Raw genomic sequence first — 17,348 nt, forward strand, 5'->3', positions numbered from 1 at the left:
ATCAATCGCTTAGTAATCAAGACCCGCAACATATGATGTGTTGCGGGATTTCAGACGCTCTAGGTTAATCACCGTAGTCAGCATAATGCGGTCATGGCTCCATCCATCGGTTTTATAGAGCACTTGTGTAGAAAGAATGATGGCGCTGACCAGCGGAATCACCAGCGTTGTCAGCCCAAGGCGCGACATCTGCGGTGTAGATGTGGCCGATATAGCGCGAATGCGGCGGCCCAACTTGGCGCGCTGGGCTCTTGCAAAACCAGATTTAGAGCCGAGAAACGACACACTAAGGGCATCAAATTTTTGCGCCTTGTGGTGCTGATTGTCCCGTGCGACATTTATTAGGCAGGCTCCATAAGCCCAGGTATCAAATCCCGTTCTGCGCAGAAACTCGCGGTCACATGCGAATTCTCTGACCACTTTGATCCGTTGACGAAGCAACCAAAATCCAGGATTCACGAAGAAAAATGGCAGCATCAATTCCAGCCCAATTTCCCATGTGATATCGCCTTGGCGAATATGCTGTAGCTCGTGCCCCAAAGCGATTTTCAAATCCTGCTCACTTCCCAACATGGATACAGGCACGACCACATAAAAATGGCGCAACCCACGGGTGGTAAAGGGAACGGTTATCCTGTCGCTGGTTAATATATGGATACGGCCAATTCTGCGCAGGGTAACGGCGGTTCGCACGATGCGCACAACATGGCGGGCGCTGTTAATAATCCCATAGGTTTTATGCGCAAAGATACCAACCAATGCGCCCAGAATGACCCAAGTAAGGGTATAGGTTGGTTGCAAGATCTCTGCCATCAGCCGATCCCAAACGCTCAGCAGGTTTTCAAAGCGCACAGCGCTCATATTAATATTGCCGTCGAGGAATTGTGCCACCAAGACATCGGACAAAGAGGGTGCATCGGTCGAGATATAGCTGCCGTGCATTAAGTGCAGAAGCGGCACCGTGGTCAGAGTGCACAGAATGATTGTAGATAGCTTTAGATGCGAGCGATAAGAATTTCCGTATCCCAGCAGATGCAAAACCCCCGTACCAAGCAACAGCATAAATGCCGCAAACAGGACGATGATATTCACATGTAGATAGAAGTCTAGAAAATGCTCTACGCTCATTTTTTCCCCAATCGTTGTGCCAACATTTCCTGCATCTCTTCCAGCATATCCTCGGTCAGATTTTCATCATCAACCAATCGTGCAACCAATGCGCTGGGGGTATCCTCGAACAGTGTTTTCGAGATATTCTGCAGGGATCGCCCCTGATAGACCTCTTTGGACACCAGCGGGCGGAACAACAGCGAGCGATCAGATTTTGCACTGATCACGAAATTCTTTTGTTCAAGAATTTTCATCACGGTCGCTACAGATGTGTAGGCGCGCTTCACATCATGGCTTTCGTGATCCACAATTTCGCGTACGGTGGCCTGGCCCAGAGACCATAAAACCGTCATCATCTCCAACTCTACGCTGGTTAACAAATCATTATTTGGCTTTTTCTTTCTCATGGGCTCACTTTAGTTGGGGTTCACCTACCTTAGCAAAAACTGGCTGTTAGTGCACGACTATTTTTTTAGTTTCATTAACGCACCCCCCGACGAGGATGCGCACAGTTTGGTGTTTCGGTTAGAATGCCCACGTTTACGGCATGTGCTAGACCTTGCGAAAACAAAATCCCCCCCAGCACAGCGATATCACCAAGGGCAACCATAGCGGCGTACCCATCACGCCCAACCATGCCAAGAAGATATAGGCAGATCCCAGCAAGCTGAGGAACAATCGATCCCCGCGTGTGGTCACCAACCCCAGCGCGCCTTTACGCTCGCTGGTGCCGGGAAATTTGATTTCAATCACCACAATCACTGCAATTGCGCTGAAAATTCCAATAAAGAATAGTGCGGTGGGCCATGTCCATGCCATCCAAGAAAACATCTAAACTCTCCCCATAGCGAAACCTTTGGCGATGTAATTTCGCACAAAGTAGATAACAATGGCACCGGGTATAATTGTTAATGTACCCGCCGCGGCCAACAAGCCCAGCTCGTAACCCGCGCTGGAGGCCGTTTTGGTCATAGTGGCCGCAATCGGTTTTGCAGCCACCGCCGTTAGGGTTTTGGCCAACAAAAGCTCGACCCAAGAGAACATAAAGCAGAAGAACGCCGCCACCCCGACACCCGCCTTTATGGTCGGGATGAAGATCGAGATGAAAAACCGCGGGAAGGAGTAACCATCCACAAAGGCGGTCTCGTCTAATTCCTTGGGCACCCCGCCCATGAAGCCCTCGAGAATCCAAACTGCCAAGGGAATATTAAACAGGCAATGCGCCAGAGCCACCGCCCAGTGGGTATCAAACAGCCCCACCGCCGAATAGAGCTGAAAGAACGGCAATGCAAAGACAGCAGCAGGGGCCATGCGATTGGTCAACAGCCAGAAGAACAGTGTCTTGTCCCCCAAAAAGCGATAGCGCGAAAACGCATAGGCCGCTGGCAGGGCCACCGCGATGGATATTACGGTGTTGATCGAAACATAGAGGATCGAGTTGATATAGCCCCAGTACCAGCTGGGATCGGTGAATATCACCGCATAGTTTTCCAAGGTAAAGGTCTGTGGGAAGAGTGAAAACCCAGACAGAATTTCATTGGTTGTCTTAAAGCTCATCGCGACCAGCCAGTAAATTGGCAACAGCAAGAACAGGATATAGACGATGGGTACGATATGGCGTTTTTGCATTTCCGCCTCCTTAATTTAGATCGTCTTTGGTCATCAGCGTGTAGAACAGCCAGCTGACCAAAAGAGTGATTGCAAAGTAGATCAGAGACATGGCTGCCGCTGGTCCGAGATCAAATTGCCCCAATGCGATTTTGACCAAATCGATCGACAGCAATGTAGTAGAATTTCCCGGCCCTCCGCCCGTTAAAACAAAGGGCTCGGTATAGATATTAAAGCTGTCCATAAACCGCAGTAGGATCGCGATGGTCAGCACGTTTTTCATCTTGGGAATTTGGATATATCTGAACACCGCCCAATTGGATGCACCATCGATTTTTGCCGCCTGATAGTATGCATCCGGGATCGAAACCAGCCCGGCATAGGCCAAGAGCACCACCAATGATGTCCAATGCCAGACATCCATTGTGATAATGGTAATCCAAGCCGCCAGCGGATCTTGGGTCATGTCATAGTTGATCCCAAGCGTGTGGTTCATGAAATAGCCCAGTAACCCGATATCCGGCAGGGTAAAGATATTCCACATCGCCCCCACCACATTCCACGGAATTAGCATGGGCAAGGCCATGGTCACCAGACAGACCGGAACCCAAAACCCCTTGCGTGGCATAGAAAGAGCAATAGCGATCCCCAGTGGAATTTCGATAATAAGGATCAGACCCGTGAACAAGAACTGCCGCCCTAAGGCATCGTGAAAGCGATCCGAGCGCAGAAGTTTCTCAAACCAGCCAAGGCCCTCCCAGAAAAACAGATTGTCGCCAAAGGTCTCTTGTACGGAATAATTTACCACCGTCATCATCGGAATCAGCGCATTAAAAGCCACCAAGATCAGTACCGGTAAGACGAACAGCCATGCTTTTTGGTTGTGTTTTTTCATTATTTCGCCCCTTTGGCAGTGCTGCACAACCAACCATCCCCATAGAGACGGGTTTGGTTTTGCTGGAAGTTAAGATAGATTTGATCGCCCTTTTGCGGGGTATCCCCCTGCACCATGGCGGAAACTTTCACCTCGCCGATCAGTGCCTCGACGATAGAATGTCGTCCAATATCCGCAACTTTATGTACCGTAGCCGCGAGACCAGTATCGGCGATTGTCACAAATTCTGGGCGTACACCGATTTCATAGGTCTGGGCGTTGGTTGTGGTGGCAGGGCCTTCGATTTCGATTTTAGTATCGTTCAGGTACACCGCATCTGCGCGCAATTCACATGGTAGAACATTCATACCGGGTGAGCCGATAAAATGGCCCACAAAGGTATGCGCGGGCCTTTCGAACAGCTCGACAGGTGTGCCGATTTGCACGACCTCGCCCTCTTGCATCACCACCACCTGATCGGCGAATGTTAGCGCCTCGATCTGGTCATGGGTCACATAGATCATCGTGGCCTTCACCCGCTGATGCAATTCCTTCAGCTTGGAACGTAGTTTCCATTTTAGATGCGGATCGATAACCGTTAGGGGCTCGTCGAACATCACCACATTCACATCATCGCGCACCAGACCACGGCCCATGGAAATTTTCTGTTTATTATCGGGTGATAGGTTGGCCGCGCGGGTCTGTAGCATATCGTTGACATCCAGCATCTGGGCAATTTCGGTGACACGGGTGCTAACCTCTGTCTCGTTGATACCGCGATTGCGCAGGGGGAATGCCAGATTATCGTAAACGGTCATGGTGTCGTAGATCACCGGAAACTGGAAAACCTGTGCGATATTGCGCGCATCGGGGGGTAGGTCTGTGACATCTTGGTCATCAAACAGAATTTGCCCATCTGATGGGGCTAGCAGGCCCGAAACAATATTCAGCAGGGTTGATTTTCCGCACCCAGATGGCCCCAACAGGGCATAGGCGCCGCCGTCTTGCCAATCCAGATTAATCTCTTTTAGTGCGAAATCCGCAGGGTCCTTGGGATTAGGATAGTAGCTGTGGCGCAGATTTTTAAGTGTGATTTTTGCCATTATATTTTCCTAGGCGATCAAGGCGCCATCAGGCGCGAAGAAAAAACATTTGCTGGGATCCATGAAAAAATCATGCTCTTGGCCGATGGTGTAATTGTGGATACCATGTGCTTGCGAAACCCATGCGTTGCATCCCATTTCGAAATGGGCCGAGCTTTCTGATCCGCTTAGCTCGCTGACCATAACCCGCCCCTTAAGGGCCACCTGAGATGCGCTGGTTTTTTGTGGCACTACAAAATTTGGGCGAATGCCCAGCGTATATGTGCCGGCGGTTTTCGGGGCGTTGGACGACAGGGGCCATGTGATTTCTGGTGACAACTCTACTTGGTTGTCGCGCACAATGACCTCGGCGATATTGATCGGCGGATCAGAAAACACCCGCGCGGCGTTAAGGTTTTTCGGGTGGCGGTAAATCTGGGCGGTGGGGCCAAATTGGGTAACCTGTCCATCATCCATCAGCGCTGTTTTTCCGCCCAACAACAGGGCCTCTTCTGGCTCCGATGTGGCATAAACCACCACCGCACCGCGGCCAGCGAGAAGATCGGGTAATTGATCGCGCAGTTCTTCGCGCAATTTATAGTCCAGATTGGCTAGAGGTTCGTCAAGGAAAACGACTGTGCTGTCTTTGGCGATCGCGCGGGCCAGGGCACAACGCTGTTGTTGACCACCAGATAACTCATGGGGGCGACGCTGTAGCATCGGGATCAGCTGTAAAATATCAGCGGTTTCATTCACCCGCTTTGCAATCGCATCTTTGCCCATGCCAGACAGGCGCAGGGGCGAGGCGATATTATCATAAACGGTCATATGCGGGTAGTTTACAAAAAACTGATGTACCAGCGATATCTGACGCTTTTGAGGGCTTTGGTTGGTGACATCGATGCCATCCATCAAAATTTGCCCTGATGCGGCTTTATCCAAGCCGGCCATCAATTTGATCAATGATGTTTTTCCAGCCCCTGTTTGTCCCAGCAAAACATTAAAATGTCCTTGCTCTAGAACCAAACTGGTTTCTTTTATGTGCATGTTAGAGCCAACGACCTTGGTCACTTGGCGGAGTTCGAGAGCCATTTTTAAATCTTTGTTTCGGGATCACATGGATCGTGGGATTGGGAAATGGGGCCGCAAACCGGCCCCAAAAGATGCTGTCTATTGGTTCCAGCGCGCAACCAAATCGTCATAATTGACGGTCTCGCCGGCTGGTTTTTCGTTGGCCAATGGAGGCTTTGCACCGCCGTTAGCATACCAATGTTCTGCAGATTTCTCTTCGTTTAGGCGCGGGCCGCAGCCCCCGTAAACATTTGCGCGCTCATCCGCGGCCTGCATGCGTGCCATGGTGATATCCATTTCCTCGGCCAAGCGATCCATCGCCTGTTGCGGGGTAAATGCACCAGAGTTCACATCACCGATTTGCTGCCACCAAATCTGCGCCAATTTTGGGTAATCCGGTACATTAATACCTGTTGGCGACCATGCTACCCGGTCAGGCGAGCGGTAGAATTCAACCAATCCGCCTAGGTTTTCCGCACGTTCTGAGAATGATGCATGGTTAACAGAGCTATCACGAATGAAGGTCAAACCCACATGGGATTTCTTCACATCCACAGTTTTGGATACCACAAATTGTGAATACAACCATGCTGCTTTGGCGCGCTCTAGCGGCGTGGATTTCAGGATTGTCCATGACCCCACATCTTGATAGCCGACCTTTTGGCCTTCTTCCCAGTATGGCCCATGAGGGCTGGGTGCCATCCGCCACAGGGGCTTGCCGTTTTCATCAACCGTATTGTTGCCCTCGGATTGTGGCTTCACCATATCTGCGGTAAATGCAGTGTACCAAAAGATTTGCTGGGCGACGTTACCTTGACTCAATGCTGGCAAAGATTGATAGAAATCAAAAGATGCCGCACCAGGTGGAGCATAGGCGCGCAGCCATTCGTCCCATTTGCGGATGGCATAAACCGCCGCTGGCCCATTGGCGGCACCGCCACGAGACACAGATGCGCCCGCTGGATTACATGAGCCTGCCTCCATGCGGATGCCCCATTCATCAATCGGCACACCATTTGGCTCGCCCTTGGATCCTGCACCGGCCATTGACAGCCACGCATCGGTCATCCGCCAGCCCAAATCTGGGGCACGTTTACCGTAATCCATATGCCCATAGATGGCCGTACCGTCGATTTCCTTCACATCATTTGAGAAGAACTCGGCGATATCTTCATAGGCCGACCAGTTGACTGGCACGCCCAAATCATAGCCGTATTTGGCCTTGAACGCTGTTTTGTACTCTTCGTTGTCGAACCAATCTTTGCGGAACCAGTATAGGTTGGCAAATTGTTGATCAGGCAATTGGTACAGATCGCCATCGGGGCCTGTCGTGAATTGCGTCCCCATGAAATCATCTAAATCCAACATCGGATTGGTGACATCTGCGCCTTCGCCTGCCATGAAATCTGTTAGGTTATAGGCCAGCTGCAGGCGCGAATGCGTACCGATCAGATCACTGTCATTGACATAGGCATCATATAGGTTGCGCTTGGTCTGCATTTGGGTTTGGACCGCTTGAACGACCTCGCCCTCGCCCAGAATTTGATGATTTACCTTAATGCCGGTAATTTCCTCAAAGGCCTTAGTCAACACCTCGGATTCATATCCGTGTGTTGGGATACCTTCTGATAGGACATTGATTTCCATACCCGCAAATGGCTTTGATGCATCGATAAACCATTGCATTTCACTCATCTGCTCTTCCTTGCTAAGAGCGGATGGTTGGAATTCTTGGTCGATCCATTTCTTGGCTGCTGTCGCATCTGCGAACGCGACTGTTGATCCTGCGATAACTGCACATGTGGCAGCGGCGCAGAGTAGATACTTTCGCATCATTGTTCCTCCCTGATGTTTTGGTATCGGTAAAATCCGATGAAATTCATGTTCGTTCGCGCGCCTTGTTTTGTCAACTATTTTATTAGTAGTTTAATATTTATTAACTTTTACAATGACTTAAAACTTGCCCTTTCACTATTATACCAAATATGTTCAAATGAACTTAGATTCGAATCCCCCGAGGCACGCCGTGAACAACCGTCAAAAACGCATCATAAATCTGCTAAAGCTACAGGGTAGCGTCGAGGTAGATTCCCTCTCGCAAGAGTTGCAGGTGACCACCCAGACCATCCGGCGTGACCTGGCAGAACTGTGCGATCAGGGGCTGGCCACACGTACGCACGGCGGTGCGCGGCGGCTGGCGGCATCGGTATCGATGGGCTATGAAGAGCGCAGATTGAAGAATGCCGCAGGTAAGCAACAGATAGCACAGGCCGCAGCACAGCTAATCCCTAATGGGGCCTCTGTAATCCTGAATATCGGCACAACAACAGAGCAGGTTGCAACCGCGCTAACCCTGCACGAAGATCTGACTGTCATCTCCAACAACATAAATATTATCCATATCCTGCGCCGCGCGCGCATGGCCTCTTTGGTGCTAATTGGTGGTACAGTGCGTACATCAGACGGCGCCATTGTCGGCGAAGAGGCTGTACGCCATATTTCCGATTACAAGACCGATTTCGCGGTTATTGGCGCCTCTTCGATTGATGTTGATGGGTCGATCTTGGATTTTGACCCGCGTGAGGTGGCGGTAGCGCGCGCCATTCTTGAAAACGCGCGCACCCGTATTTTGGTAATCGATTCCGCCAAATTTGACGTGAATGCCCCGATCCGGATTGCCAAACTAGACAATATAGATTTCATCGTAACCGACGCGCCGCCGCCACAAGAGTTTCAAGAACGCGCCCACCAATTCGGCACCACCATCCTAATGCCCCCCACGGAGACCCCTAATGACTAAGACACTAGATATATTTATAATTGGCGGCGGTATTAACGGTACCGGCGTTGCCCGCGATGCTGCCGGGCGTGGCCTATCGGTCACGCTGGCGGAAATGGGAGATTTAGGCGGGGCGACCTCATCTGCGTCGACCAAGCTATTTCATGGTGGCCTGCGGTATTTGGAGTTCTTTGAATTCCGCTTGGTGCGCGAGGCATTAATCGAGCGCGAGAACCTGCTAGCGGCAGTACCCCACATCAGTTGGCCAATGCGTTTTGTATTACCTGTACACAAATCCATGCGTTTCGAGGGTTCAACACCGGCCTCCAAGCTCTTGACCCTATTGATGCCTTGGATGAAGGGGCGCAGACCTGCGTGGATGATCCGCCTTGGCTTGTTCATTTATGACAATCTTGGCGGGCGTAAAATTTTGCCTGCCACCACACGACTGGATTTGCGCCATGATCCCGCAGGTGCACCACTACGGGAAAAATTCACAACGGCATTTGAATATTCTGATTGCTGGGTTCAGGATGCGCGTTTGGTTGTGCTGAATGCCCGTGATGCACGGGCCCGCGGTGCCACTATTCTACCGCGCACCATAGTCACCAACGCCAAACACACAGGCGACCACTGGGAAATCGAAACGCGTGATCAAAACAGTGGCGAAGTTGCCTTGCACCGCGCGGCAATCTTGGTGAATGCGGGTGGGCCTTGGGTGCAGGACATCATCGAAAACACAGTAGAGACCACCGCACAGGGCAAGGTTCGCTTGGTACGCGGTAGCCACATTGTGACCCGCAAACTTTTTGAAGGTGACAAAACCTATTTCTTTCAGGGCAAGGATGGGCGCATTTGTTTTGCCATCCCCTACGAGGATGATTTCACCCTAATTGGGACTACAGATGCTGATCACGATGCCGCCTCGACGGTCCCAGAATGTACCACATCTGAGCAAGAGTATCTGTGCGAATTCGTATCCCAGTATTTGGTAGACCCAATCAATACCGATGACATCGTCTGGCACTATGCCGGCGTGCGCCCGCTTTATGATGATGGGGCGGCGAATGCCACTGCGGCAACACGCGAATATGTAATCAAGGTAAACCAAGAGGCGGGTGGTCCGCTGATTAATATCTTTGGCGGCAAGATTACCACCTATCGCAAGTTGGCTGAATCGGTGCTGGACGAGGTGGTGAAACTGCGCCCCAATACCAGCGAAAACTGGACATGCCGTGTGCCCCTGCCCGGCGGAGATTTCCCTGTGGATGGTGTTGATGCGCTGTTGCGTGATTTCATGAACCGCTTTGCCTTTATCGAGCGTCGCTACGCTAGGCGCCTGCTGCGCAGCTATGGGACGGATTGCGCCGATCTGCTTGCAGGGTGCAAGTCTCTATCAGAGTTGGGCCGTCACTTTGGTGGCGATGTGTATCAGCGCGAGCTGGACTGGGCCATTGACAATGAATGGGTTCAAACCGGCGAAGATTTCTTATGGCGGCGGACCAAGCGGGGGCTGTATTTGGATACCAAACAGCGCGACGCTGTTGATGAGTACATTCAGGCGCGGCGCGCAAAAACAGCGTGATAGTCTCGTGGAGGCCTTATTTCACCTTGCCAGATAGCCTGCCGCGTGTAATTTTCCGTCATGATGGAAAACAATGACACTATTCTAAACCGCCTGCCTACTCGTCTGAAAGAGGCCCGCAAGGCACAGGGCCTTTCGCTTGAGGCGGTTGCGAACCTAAGCGGCGTATCACGCTCTATGGTTAGCCAAATCGAGCGCGGCGAAAGCAGCCCTACCATTTCAACACTGTGGAACTTGACCCGCGCATTGCGGGTTGATTTCGCAGGGCTGTTGGAAGACCCGCTAGAAGGCGATCGCGTAGATGTTTTGGCAGCCTCGGATGTGCCCAGCATTGATAACATGGGGAATTCCTGCCGCATTTCGATCCTATCGCCCCCCGAGGATGCAGGCGGACACGAGGTTTATGATATCTCGTTTGGGGTTCAGGGGGCATTGGAAAGCCAACCCCACGCGCGCGGCGCACGCGAACAACTCACAGTTCTCGAAGGCAGTGTCTTGGTAAGATCGGGCACAGCCACCAGCGAGGTCATGCAGGGTGGTACCGCGCGCTATGCAGCCGATGTCGCCCATAGTATCACCGCGCTAAACGGCCCCGCGCGGGTATTTTTGATCGTAAAACATGCGGAAGGTACAATTTAGTGGAATTTTGTTCTCTTTAACGGATTCCTCTATTGAGGAATCCATTCCGCTATGACAGAATACTCCTCATCAGAGGAGATGACACATGGCTAGCGATTTTCTAAATCACCTATCAGAGACACTAACGCAGATTGACGCTGATGGTCTGTATAAGCGCGAGCGGATGATTACGTCGCCACAGGCAGGTAACGTATCCGTTGCAGATAAACAGGTGATCAACCTGTGTGCCAATAACTATCTTGGCCTTGCTGATCATCCGAACCTGATCCAAGCGGCCAACAGCGCTATGCAAAGCCACGGGTTTGGCATGGCCAGCGTGCGGTTTATCTGTGGCACCCAAGACATCCACCGCACCCTAGAGCAGAAGTTGGCCGCATTCCTAAAGAAAGATGATGCGATCCTGTTCGCAGCCTGCTTTGATGCCAATGGCGCCCTGTTTGAGCCTCTGCTTGGCCCCGAGGATGCGATCCTGTCTGACAGTCTGAACCATGCCTCGATCATTGATGGCATTCGCCTGTGTAAGGCCAAACGCTTCCGCTATGCTAACAATGATATGGCCGATCTAGAGGCCAAGCTGAAAGAGGCCAGCCGAGGCGGTGCCCGTCATATTATGATCGCAACTGACGGCGTCTTTTCCATGGATGGCTATTTGGCAAAATTGCCTGAAATCCGCGCATTGGCGGATCAGTATAATGCGGTATTGATGTTAGATGATTGCCACGCCACCGGTTTCATGGGGCCAAATGGGGCTGGTACACCAGATCATTTCGGGGTGGACGTTGATCTGATTACCGGCACCCTAGGCAAGGCCCTAGGCGGCGCCATTGGCGGCTACATTGCCGGCCCACAGCCAGCGATTGATTTGCTGCGCCAACGGGCGCGACCCTATCTATTCTCGAACTCCCTGCCTCCGTCGATCGTGAATGCGGGCCTAGAGGCGCTGAGGCTGGTTGAAGAAGGCGCGGACCTGCGGGCCAAGCTGTTTGAAAACACCGCCTATTGGCGCGCGGGGCTTAGCGCGCTGGGGTTTGAATTATTACCGGGGTCTCATCCGATTGTACCTGTGATGCTGGGCGAGGCGCGCCTTGCACAGGAAATGGCCGCCGCCCTGTTTGACGAGGGTGTTTATGTTTCAGGGTTCTTCTTTCCTGTGGTGCCCCATGGGCAGGCGCGCATTCGCACCCAAATGAACGCCGCCCTTAGCGTTGATGACTTAGACCGCGCGCTGGCGGCATTTGGGACTGTTGGCCGCAAGCTGGGGATAATTTGATGTCCAGCAATCTGATGACAGCGCTGGCAAAATCCAAGCCCGAAGAGGGCCTATGGATGGTTAATGCGCCTGTGCCAGAGATTGGCCCAGATGACGTGCTAATTCGTATCAACAAGACCGGCATCTGCGGCACCGATATTCATATTTGGAACTGGGATGAATGGGCGCGCTCTACCGTACCTGTTCCGATGATCACAGGTCATGAATTTGCCGGAACCATTGTAGAGATTGGCACGAATGTTACAGGGTTGAAGCTGGGGCAAAGATGTTCTGGTGAGGGCCATTTAATCGGTACCGACAGTCGCCAATCCCGCGCGGGCAAATTCCACCTAGATCCGGGCACCCGCGGGATTGGGGTAAACGAGCAAGGGGCCTTTGCACAGTATTTACGCCTGCCTGCGTTTAACGTGATCCCCCTGCCCGATGATATTCCCGATGAAATCGGCGCAATCCTAGACCCACTGGGAAATGCGGTGCACACGGCCCTTAGCTTTGAGCTATTGGGCGAGGATGTTTTGATTACGGGTGCCGGCCCAATTGGCATTATGGCCGCCGCAGTGGCCCGCCATGCAGGCGCGCGCAATGTGGCGATCACGGATATAAATCCCGATCGTTTGGCCTTGGCCGCCCATGTTGTTCCCAGCGTTCGCACTGTTGATGTGACCAAAGAGGCGCTTGCGGATGTGTCCCATGAGCTGGGGTTGACGCAGGGGTTTGATGTGGGGCTAGAAATGTCAGGCAGTCAGGCCGCGCTAGATCAGATCGTAGAGAGCCTTGTGATGGGTGGAAAAATCGCCCTACTGGGTATTCCACCAGGGCAATCCCCCGTAAATTGGAACCGCATTGTCTTCAAGGCGATAACCATCAAGGGCGTCTATGGGCGCGAGATGTTTGAGACGTGGTACAAGATGATTGCGATGTTACAAAATGGGTTAGATGTTTCCAAGGTTATCACCCATCGCTTTGCGGTTGATGAATTTAAACAGGGCTTTGAAGCGATGAAATCCGGCGGTTCTGGCAAGGTTGTATTGGATTGGACTGGCTCGCGAACATCCCCCTAAAGCAGTGGGCCTGTCACGCACCTGTGCCGCTCCTTTAAACGCATATTTTGCGCTAAAGGAGAGTATCTATGGGAAAGAAACCAACAGTAGGGTTTACGCAGGAAGTTATGCGCGTTTTACGTTTAATCTCTTTCACATGTCTATCAGCCGATCCATTCGGCCCTGTTCTCGGTCTCATCTTAAATCCCTCCAAGGATTAGGATGAGCAAAAAACTCTAGCATAGCAAAACAAATCGCTCTGTCTCACAGGTGTTGATGGGATACAGCCGAGTGCTCGGCGTCGTAATCACAGACATCGGACTACTGTGATTTGTGGCGACTCAATCATGCGTTCTTATGGCCAGAAGCAGAGGATGAGCAGTTTCTGTGTTTATGCTGTACTCGACGCGTGCAAGACACTCGCGACTCGGCCAAACATTTACTAACGTGTTATTTTTATTGTGAAATGGTGCCCCCACACGGACTCGAACCGCGGACCTACTGATTACAAATTATTATTTTATCGATTCATACGGCTTCACATAGCGGAACATACATTAACTATTACTGTTATTATTCAATAGCTTGTTGATTTTTAACGCCGCATACTTGAACATAGATTCACGTCCATATACTCTCGATTTATGTAGCTAAGGCGTTGCTAAGATGAAGATGAGATTGACCGATATGGCAGTGAAGAAGCTGCCACTCCCTGAAAGTGGACAGGTTTGCTATTGGGACGAAACCACAGCAGGATTTGGGCTTCGCTGCTCAACCAGCAGCAAATCATTCGTTGTTTTGTTTGGCCCAAGCAGACGCTGGAAGACGCTGGGACGCTATCCCTCTCTATCCCTTGCTGATGCACGGCGTGAGGCAAAGCGCTTTCTGTCCGAAGCCTCATTCGGCAAACATCAAGAAGTCAGAGTGTCTTTCGAAGTCGCAAAAGAACGCTTCATTGCTGACTGCGAAAAACGCCTTCGCACCATCACCGTGCGAGAGTACAGGCGGCACCTGAACTTCTTTGGCTTCAAAAAGGATTTGGCCCAACTTGAACGCGCAGACGTATACCGCAAACTGGATGAACTGATCGATACCCCTACCAACCAGAATTACGCCTTCACAGCGCTCAAGGTCTTCTTTAACTGGTGTGTCCGCAATCAGTACATGGATCACAATCCAATAGCCGCAGACAAGAAGCCAGCCCGTCTCAAGAGCCGTGACCGCGTCTTAGACGATGAAGAACTCAAGGCGCTGTACAGCTACGTCCGAACCAACCGCACCCTATTTCACGACATGGTTGCTTTACTTATCCTCACAGGACAACGCCGCACGGAAATTGGTCATTTGCGCTGGGATGAAATTGATGACGGTCATTTGCACCTCTCAGATGAACGAACCAAAAACCACCGCTCTCATACATTGCCCCTGCCGCCAACGGCCATGCACATCCTTGAGACGCGTGAAAGCGAGGGCATCTACGTGTTTGCAGGGAAAGACCCTGAAAAGCCCTTCAATGGCATCAGGCGGGTCAAAGAGGCCTTAGATAAGGCCGTCGATATTGAACACTTCACCCTGCACGACCTACGCCGCACCCTCTCATCTAATATGGCACGACTTGGTGTACCCATTCACGTCACCGAAAAGATTTTGAACCACCAGAGTGGGTCATTTAGCGGTGTTGCTGGCATCTACAATCGCCACTCATATCTAAGCGAAATGAGGGATGCGTTGGCGCACCATGACGCGTTTCTGGAAAATCTAATCAACTCTTGATACAAGCAAAACACTCGGGCCGAGGTCTAACCTCAACTCGGGGCATCGCGATGCTCCATATTTCATGGAGATATCGTGATGAAAATACTGTCGAAGAAGGCGCTTAAAGAGTTGGTTCTGTACTCACCGCAACACATCGCTCGACTGGAGAAGGCAGGCAAATTCCCCAAGCGGGTAATGCTGGGCCCAAATCGTGTCGGGTGGGTGGAACAGGAAGTACTTGATTGGCTTGAAGAGCGTCTACTCGCTCGAGAGTAAACACGGGCTCTTTATTGGAGCTCTGGCGGCCCGAGGGTGCACACCTTGGGTCGTCTTCCTAAACAAAAAATGCTTTAACTTCTGAGTATAGGCCTTTGAGCTCGTCAAAACCCATATCCAAGATTGGTTCGTACATGAAAGCATTGATATGGATGTTTGCTGGAGTGATCAAAGCAACACGCCGTGCAAGCCTTATATGTTCCTTTTGGTTATTGTAGGCAGTCACATAGTCGGGAACGATCTCTCCAGTTTGCTTAGTTGAAAATTCATAGTGCTCGTCAGTTTCACGAAGCTTTTCGATCATATAACGCTCTGCCCAAATGCGCGTGGCAATAGACAACACTATCTTGTGCTCCAGATTTATACCGTCAGGTGCATCTAGGCACGCATCGGCGGTCTCGAAAATATATTCCAAGATACTTTTGTCCAAGTTTTCATCTGGCAGACTGCAATTTTCCAAAACGTGATCGAAGACCGTTTTGTAATCGCCAATCGTTAAGGTTTCGCTCTGTTCTTTAAAATGCAGCATACGAGTCAGTGTCTGATAAGTAGGGTTCTCTACTCGATCTGCACCATCGTCGCCGCTTTCAATTTTTGTCCCTTGGCTGTATTCAATTAAATTCCTGATGAAGGGAATAAGAGCAATTTGGATAGTCGGCTCATTTATACGTTTCTTCCATTTTTGAAACGGACTTCGTATGTCAGATTGCTTGAATTGCTCGAGCACAATTTGGTCATTCTTCTTAAGGGCGAGAACGCATTGAGCTGCCTTACAAATCCCACGACTTTCAATTGTTCGCAAAAAGTCAAAATTGTGAGTCAGTACTATTGCCAAGAAATTGGAGTCTTCGGGGACGGTAATTTCTTGCAGATAATCCACTATGGCAAACTTGTTTTTGTAGTCGAATGAATCAGCCATATCATCAAAAACAAACAATGTTTTCTTTCTTGACTTCCAGCGCGTGTAGGTGCCGAACATAATGTTCAGTATGTAAAGCGCACGTGCCTCACCAGTACTAAGAACTCTGAGAAGCTCCTTCTTCTCTCCTGAACCAAAGTGTCGTTCAGATTCAGGATCGAAGAAGCGAAATCCTATGCTTGGGGTTTTGGCTTCTAAAATCACATCAACCTTATTCTCGACGAAAACCTGAAAGGGTAGATGCAGAAAGCGGCGATTAAAGTCCTCTATTACAGTATCCCAGTCACTACGATCCAAACTCGCTTGCTTAACTATTTCAGTCAATTCGATCTGACTATTTGTGTAGCTTTGGACTAAATCGTCATATTCAGTTTTGGCTTGTATGAGATACTGTATCCAAAGCTTCCGCTTAAAGCCGACCATATCTTGCAGCTCTGTAATGAGGTGCTGATTTTTGGTGATATAGTCCCTAAAAGTTTGCAGCTCTTTATTGGTCAGCTTTGAATTCAACTTCTCAAAATTGCTTTTTACCTCTGGAGTGTTGAGTATGCGATCTTTCTCAGAATTGATTGCATCAAGCATATCAGCGTCTGAAGTATATTCTATTTTTTCGTCGCCATTTTCGTTGACTAAGTTTACGCTATGTCCTGCTTCGAAAAAATTGTTATTGCTAAGTTGCTGGTGGACTTGAGTGACATGATGGTACTGGAAATTTTCTCTAAGTATTGGGGAGCTGTCTGTTAACTCGGTGTATTTTTCAGAGAAGTCCGCAATGGTTTTGTTAATATCTGCATTTGAAAGAAGGGCCTGTACCTTCTTGTCAAAAATTATTTTGAAATTTGCATCTGAGATTGATGACGTTGGCGTTGTATCAAGTTCATCGTTAAGCGCCTTGAGTGCCTCATAATAATTTCCCTCCGCCAGCTCTTGGATGTGTAAATCTATATTTTCTCTAGATTTGCTTCCAAAACCCGCGAGCTCCCGAAGGCGCTTATCAAGAACTGTTTTGGACGTCGCTACTTGCTTGTGAGCCTCCTCGTACTTTTTCTTAAGTTCCAGATTCGCGAGTAAAGTTGAAACTTCATCCGATGAATAATCTTCATCGTAAGAGCGAACTACAAATATTTCATCTGGTTTGATCTCTTCATCATTCCAAAGCACAGTATGTCGACTTTCGCGGTCTGGAAACACTAAATCCGATGGCGTGCGTCCGTTGGCAAGGTCATCCATAGTTTTTGCAAAAGACGTTTTCATGACACTGTCTCGTCCCCCTAAAACTGTGCCATTGTTTATTAGAGACTGGAGTAGTGAGACATGGCACGAAAACGGCATTCGGATGA

General features: G+C 50.3%; 16 protein-coding genes and 1 tRNA gene. 7 read left to right on the forward strand and 10 right to left on the reverse strand.

Annotated features, from left to right (window positions below; translation table 11 throughout):
• Positions 1-9: 9 nt before the first annotated feature.
• From QQL62_RS13000 to QQL62_RS13035, 8 genes are all read right to left on the reverse strand, one after another.
• Positions 10-1,128 (reverse strand): M56 family metallopeptidase, encoded by a 1,119-nt coding sequence (locus QQL62_RS13000; protein WP_284380027.1) that lies wholly within the window; start codon positions 1,126-1,128, stop codon positions 10-12.
• Positions 1,125-1,517, reverse strand: coding sequence for a BlaI/MecI/CopY family transcriptional regulator (locus tag QQL62_RS13005; RefSeq protein WP_284380029.1), 393 nt, complete (start codon positions 1,515-1,517; stop codon positions 1,125-1,127). Before QQL62_RS13005 ends, QQL62_RS13000 begins: the two co-directional genes overlap by 4 nt.
• A gap of 145 nt (positions 1,518-1,662) precedes the next feature.
• Positions 1,663-1,941 carry a DUF2160 domain-containing protein gene (locus tag QQL62_RS13010; protein WP_284380031.1) on the reverse strand — a complete coding sequence of 93 codons (279 nt, stop codon included), beginning with the start codon at positions 1,939-1,941 and terminating at the stop codon, positions 1,663-1,665.
• Positions 1,942-2,739 (reverse strand): carbohydrate ABC transporter permease, encoded by a 798-nt coding sequence (locus QQL62_RS13015; RefSeq protein ID WP_284380035.1) that lies wholly within the window; start codon positions 2,737-2,739, stop codon positions 1,942-1,944.
• A 10-nt stretch (positions 2,740-2,749) separates the two neighbouring features.
• Positions 2,750-3,613 carry a carbohydrate ABC transporter permease gene (locus tag QQL62_RS13020; RefSeq protein ID WP_284380037.1) on the reverse strand — a complete coding sequence of 288 codons (864 nt, stop codon included), beginning with the start codon at positions 3,611-3,613 and terminating at the stop codon, positions 2,750-2,752.
• Positions 3,613-4,695, reverse strand: coding sequence for an ABC transporter ATP-binding protein (locus QQL62_RS13025; RefSeq protein WP_284380039.1), 1,083 nt, complete (start codon positions 4,693-4,695; stop codon positions 3,613-3,615). Before QQL62_RS13025 ends, QQL62_RS13020 begins: the two co-directional genes overlap by 1 nt.
• A gap of 9 nt (positions 4,696-4,704) precedes the next feature.
• Entirely contained in the window at positions 4,705-5,766 is a 1,062-nt protein-coding gene (locus tag QQL62_RS13030) for an ABC transporter ATP-binding protein (RefSeq protein WP_284380041.1), read from the reverse strand.
• Between the two features lie 78 nt (positions 5,767-5,844).
• Positions 5,845-7,578: an ABC transporter substrate-binding protein gene (locus tag QQL62_RS13035; protein WP_284380079.1), complete on the reverse strand. Its 1,734-nt coding sequence runs from the start codon at positions 7,576-7,578 to the stop codon at positions 5,845-5,847.
• Positions 7,579-7,771: 193 nt separating this feature from the next.
• Here QQL62_RS13035 and QQL62_RS13040 point away from each other — a divergent pair, with 193 nt between their 5' ends.
• From QQL62_RS13040 to tdh, 5 genes are all read left to right on the forward strand, one after another.
• Positions 7,772-8,545, forward strand: a complete 774-nt coding sequence (locus QQL62_RS13040; protein ID WP_284380044.1) for a DeoR/GlpR family DNA-binding transcription regulator — start codon at positions 7,772-7,774, stop codon at positions 8,543-8,545.
• Positions 8,538-10,109, forward strand: a complete 1,572-nt coding sequence (gene glpD / locus QQL62_RS13045) for a glycerol-3-phosphate dehydrogenase (RefSeq protein ID WP_284380047.1) — start codon at positions 8,538-8,540, stop codon at positions 10,107-10,109. The genes QQL62_RS13040 and glpD overlap by 8 nt, the downstream gene beginning before the upstream one ends.
• A gap of 60 nt (positions 10,110-10,169) precedes the next feature.
• Positions 10,170-10,748: an XRE family transcriptional regulator gene (locus tag QQL62_RS13050; protein WP_284380050.1), complete on the forward strand. Its 579-nt coding sequence runs from the start codon at positions 10,170-10,172 to the stop codon at positions 10,746-10,748.
• Positions 10,749-10,833: 85 nt separating this feature from the next.
• Positions 10,834-12,018, forward strand: coding sequence for a glycine C-acetyltransferase (locus tag QQL62_RS13055; protein WP_284380053.1), 1,185 nt, complete (start codon positions 10,834-10,836; stop codon positions 12,016-12,018).
• Positions 12,019-12,032: 14 nt separating this feature from the next.
• The gene (tdh, locus tag QQL62_RS13060) at positions 12,033-13,079 is read left to right on the forward strand and encodes an L-threonine 3-dehydrogenase (RefSeq protein ID WP_284380081.1); all 1,047 of its coding nucleotides are present in this window, start codon (positions 12,033-12,035) and stop codon (positions 13,077-13,079) included.
• Positions 13,080-13,525: 446 nt separating this feature from the next.
• Here tdh and QQL62_RS13065 read toward each other — a convergent pair.
• Positions 13,526-13,595 (reverse strand) — tRNA-Thr (locus QQL62_RS13065).
• Positions 13,596-13,724: 129 nt separating this feature from the next.
• Between QQL62_RS13065 and QQL62_RS13070 the strand changes: the two genes are divergently transcribed.
• Together QQL62_RS13070 and QQL62_RS13075 are read left to right on the forward strand one after the other, a co-directional pair.
• Complete coding sequence (locus QQL62_RS13070; protein ID WP_284380055.1) at positions 13,725-14,831, forward strand: site-specific integrase; 1,107 nt, start codon at positions 13,725-13,727, stop codon at positions 14,829-14,831.
• 78 nt (positions 14,832-14,909) lie between these two features.
• Positions 14,910-15,089, forward strand: coding sequence for a helix-turn-helix transcriptional regulator (locus tag QQL62_RS13075; RefSeq protein WP_284380084.1), 180 nt, complete (start codon positions 14,910-14,912; stop codon positions 15,087-15,089).
• 58 nt (positions 15,090-15,147) lie between these two features.
• On the opposite strand, the gene QQL62_RS13080 is transcribed toward QQL62_RS13075, so the two are convergent.
• Positions 15,148-17,348 (reverse strand): hypothetical protein (locus tag QQL62_RS13080; RefSeq protein WP_284380057.1); only part of this gene is annotated, 2,201 nt, incomplete at its 5' end.

Origin of the sequence: Amylibacter marinus (genome assembly GCF_030160015.1) — a bacterium.
In the GTDB taxonomy this organism is placed as follows: domain Bacteria; phylum Pseudomonadota; class Alphaproteobacteria; order Rhodobacterales; family Rhodobacteraceae; genus Amylibacter; species Amylibacter marinus.

What these genes read in the sequence shown, in the direction of transcription:
- QQL62_RS13000 (WP_284380027.1), bottom strand. Translation starts at nt 1,128, where the DNA reads ATGAGCGTAGAGCATTTTCTAGACTTCTATCTACATGTGAATATCATC.
- QQL62_RS13005 (WP_284380029.1), bottom strand. Translation starts at nt 1,517, where the DNA reads ATGAGAAAGAAAAAGCCAAATAATGATTTGTTAACCAGCGTAGAGTTG.
- QQL62_RS13010 (WP_284380031.1), bottom strand. Translation starts at nt 1,941, where the DNA reads ATGTTTTCTTGGATGGCATGGACATGGCCCACCGCACTATTCTTTATT.
- QQL62_RS13015 (WP_284380035.1), bottom strand. Translation starts at nt 2,739, where the DNA reads ATGCAAAAACGCCATATCGTACCCATCGTCTATATCCTGTTCTTGCTG.
- QQL62_RS13020 (WP_284380037.1), bottom strand. Translation starts at nt 3,613, where the DNA reads ATGAAAAAACACAACCAAAAAGCATGGCTGTTCGTCTTACCGGTACTG.
- QQL62_RS13025 (WP_284380039.1), bottom strand. Translation starts at nt 4,695, where the DNA reads ATGGCAAAAATCACACTTAAAAATCTGCGCCACAGCTACTATCCTAAT.
- QQL62_RS13030 (WP_284380041.1), bottom strand. Translation starts at nt 5,766, where the DNA reads ATGGCTCTCGAACTCCGCCAAGTGACCAAGGTCGTTGGCTCTAACATG.
- QQL62_RS13035 (WP_284380079.1), bottom strand. Translation starts at nt 7,578, where the DNA reads ATGCGAAAGTATCTACTCTGCGCCGCTGCCACATGTGCAGTTATCGCA.
- glpD (WP_284380047.1), top strand. Translation starts at nt 8,538, where the DNA reads ATGACTAAGACACTAGATATATTTATAATTGGCGGCGGTATTAACGGT.
- QQL62_RS13050 (WP_284380050.1), top strand. Translation starts at nt 10,170, where the DNA reads ATGATGGAAAACAATGACACTATTCTAAACCGCCTGCCTACTCGTCTG.
- QQL62_RS13055 (WP_284380053.1), top strand. Translation starts at nt 10,834, where the DNA reads ATGGCTAGCGATTTTCTAAATCACCTATCAGAGACACTAACGCAGATT.
- tdh (WP_284380081.1), top strand. Translation starts at nt 12,033, where the DNA reads ATGACAGCGCTGGCAAAATCCAAGCCCGAAGAGGGCCTATGGATGGTT.
- QQL62_RS13070 (WP_284380055.1), top strand. Translation starts at nt 13,725, where the DNA reads ATGAAGATGAGATTGACCGATATGGCAGTGAAGAAGCTGCCACTCCCT.
- QQL62_RS13075 (WP_284380084.1), top strand. Translation starts at nt 14,910, where the DNA reads ATGAAAATACTGTCGAAGAAGGCGCTTAAAGAGTTGGTTCTGTACTCA.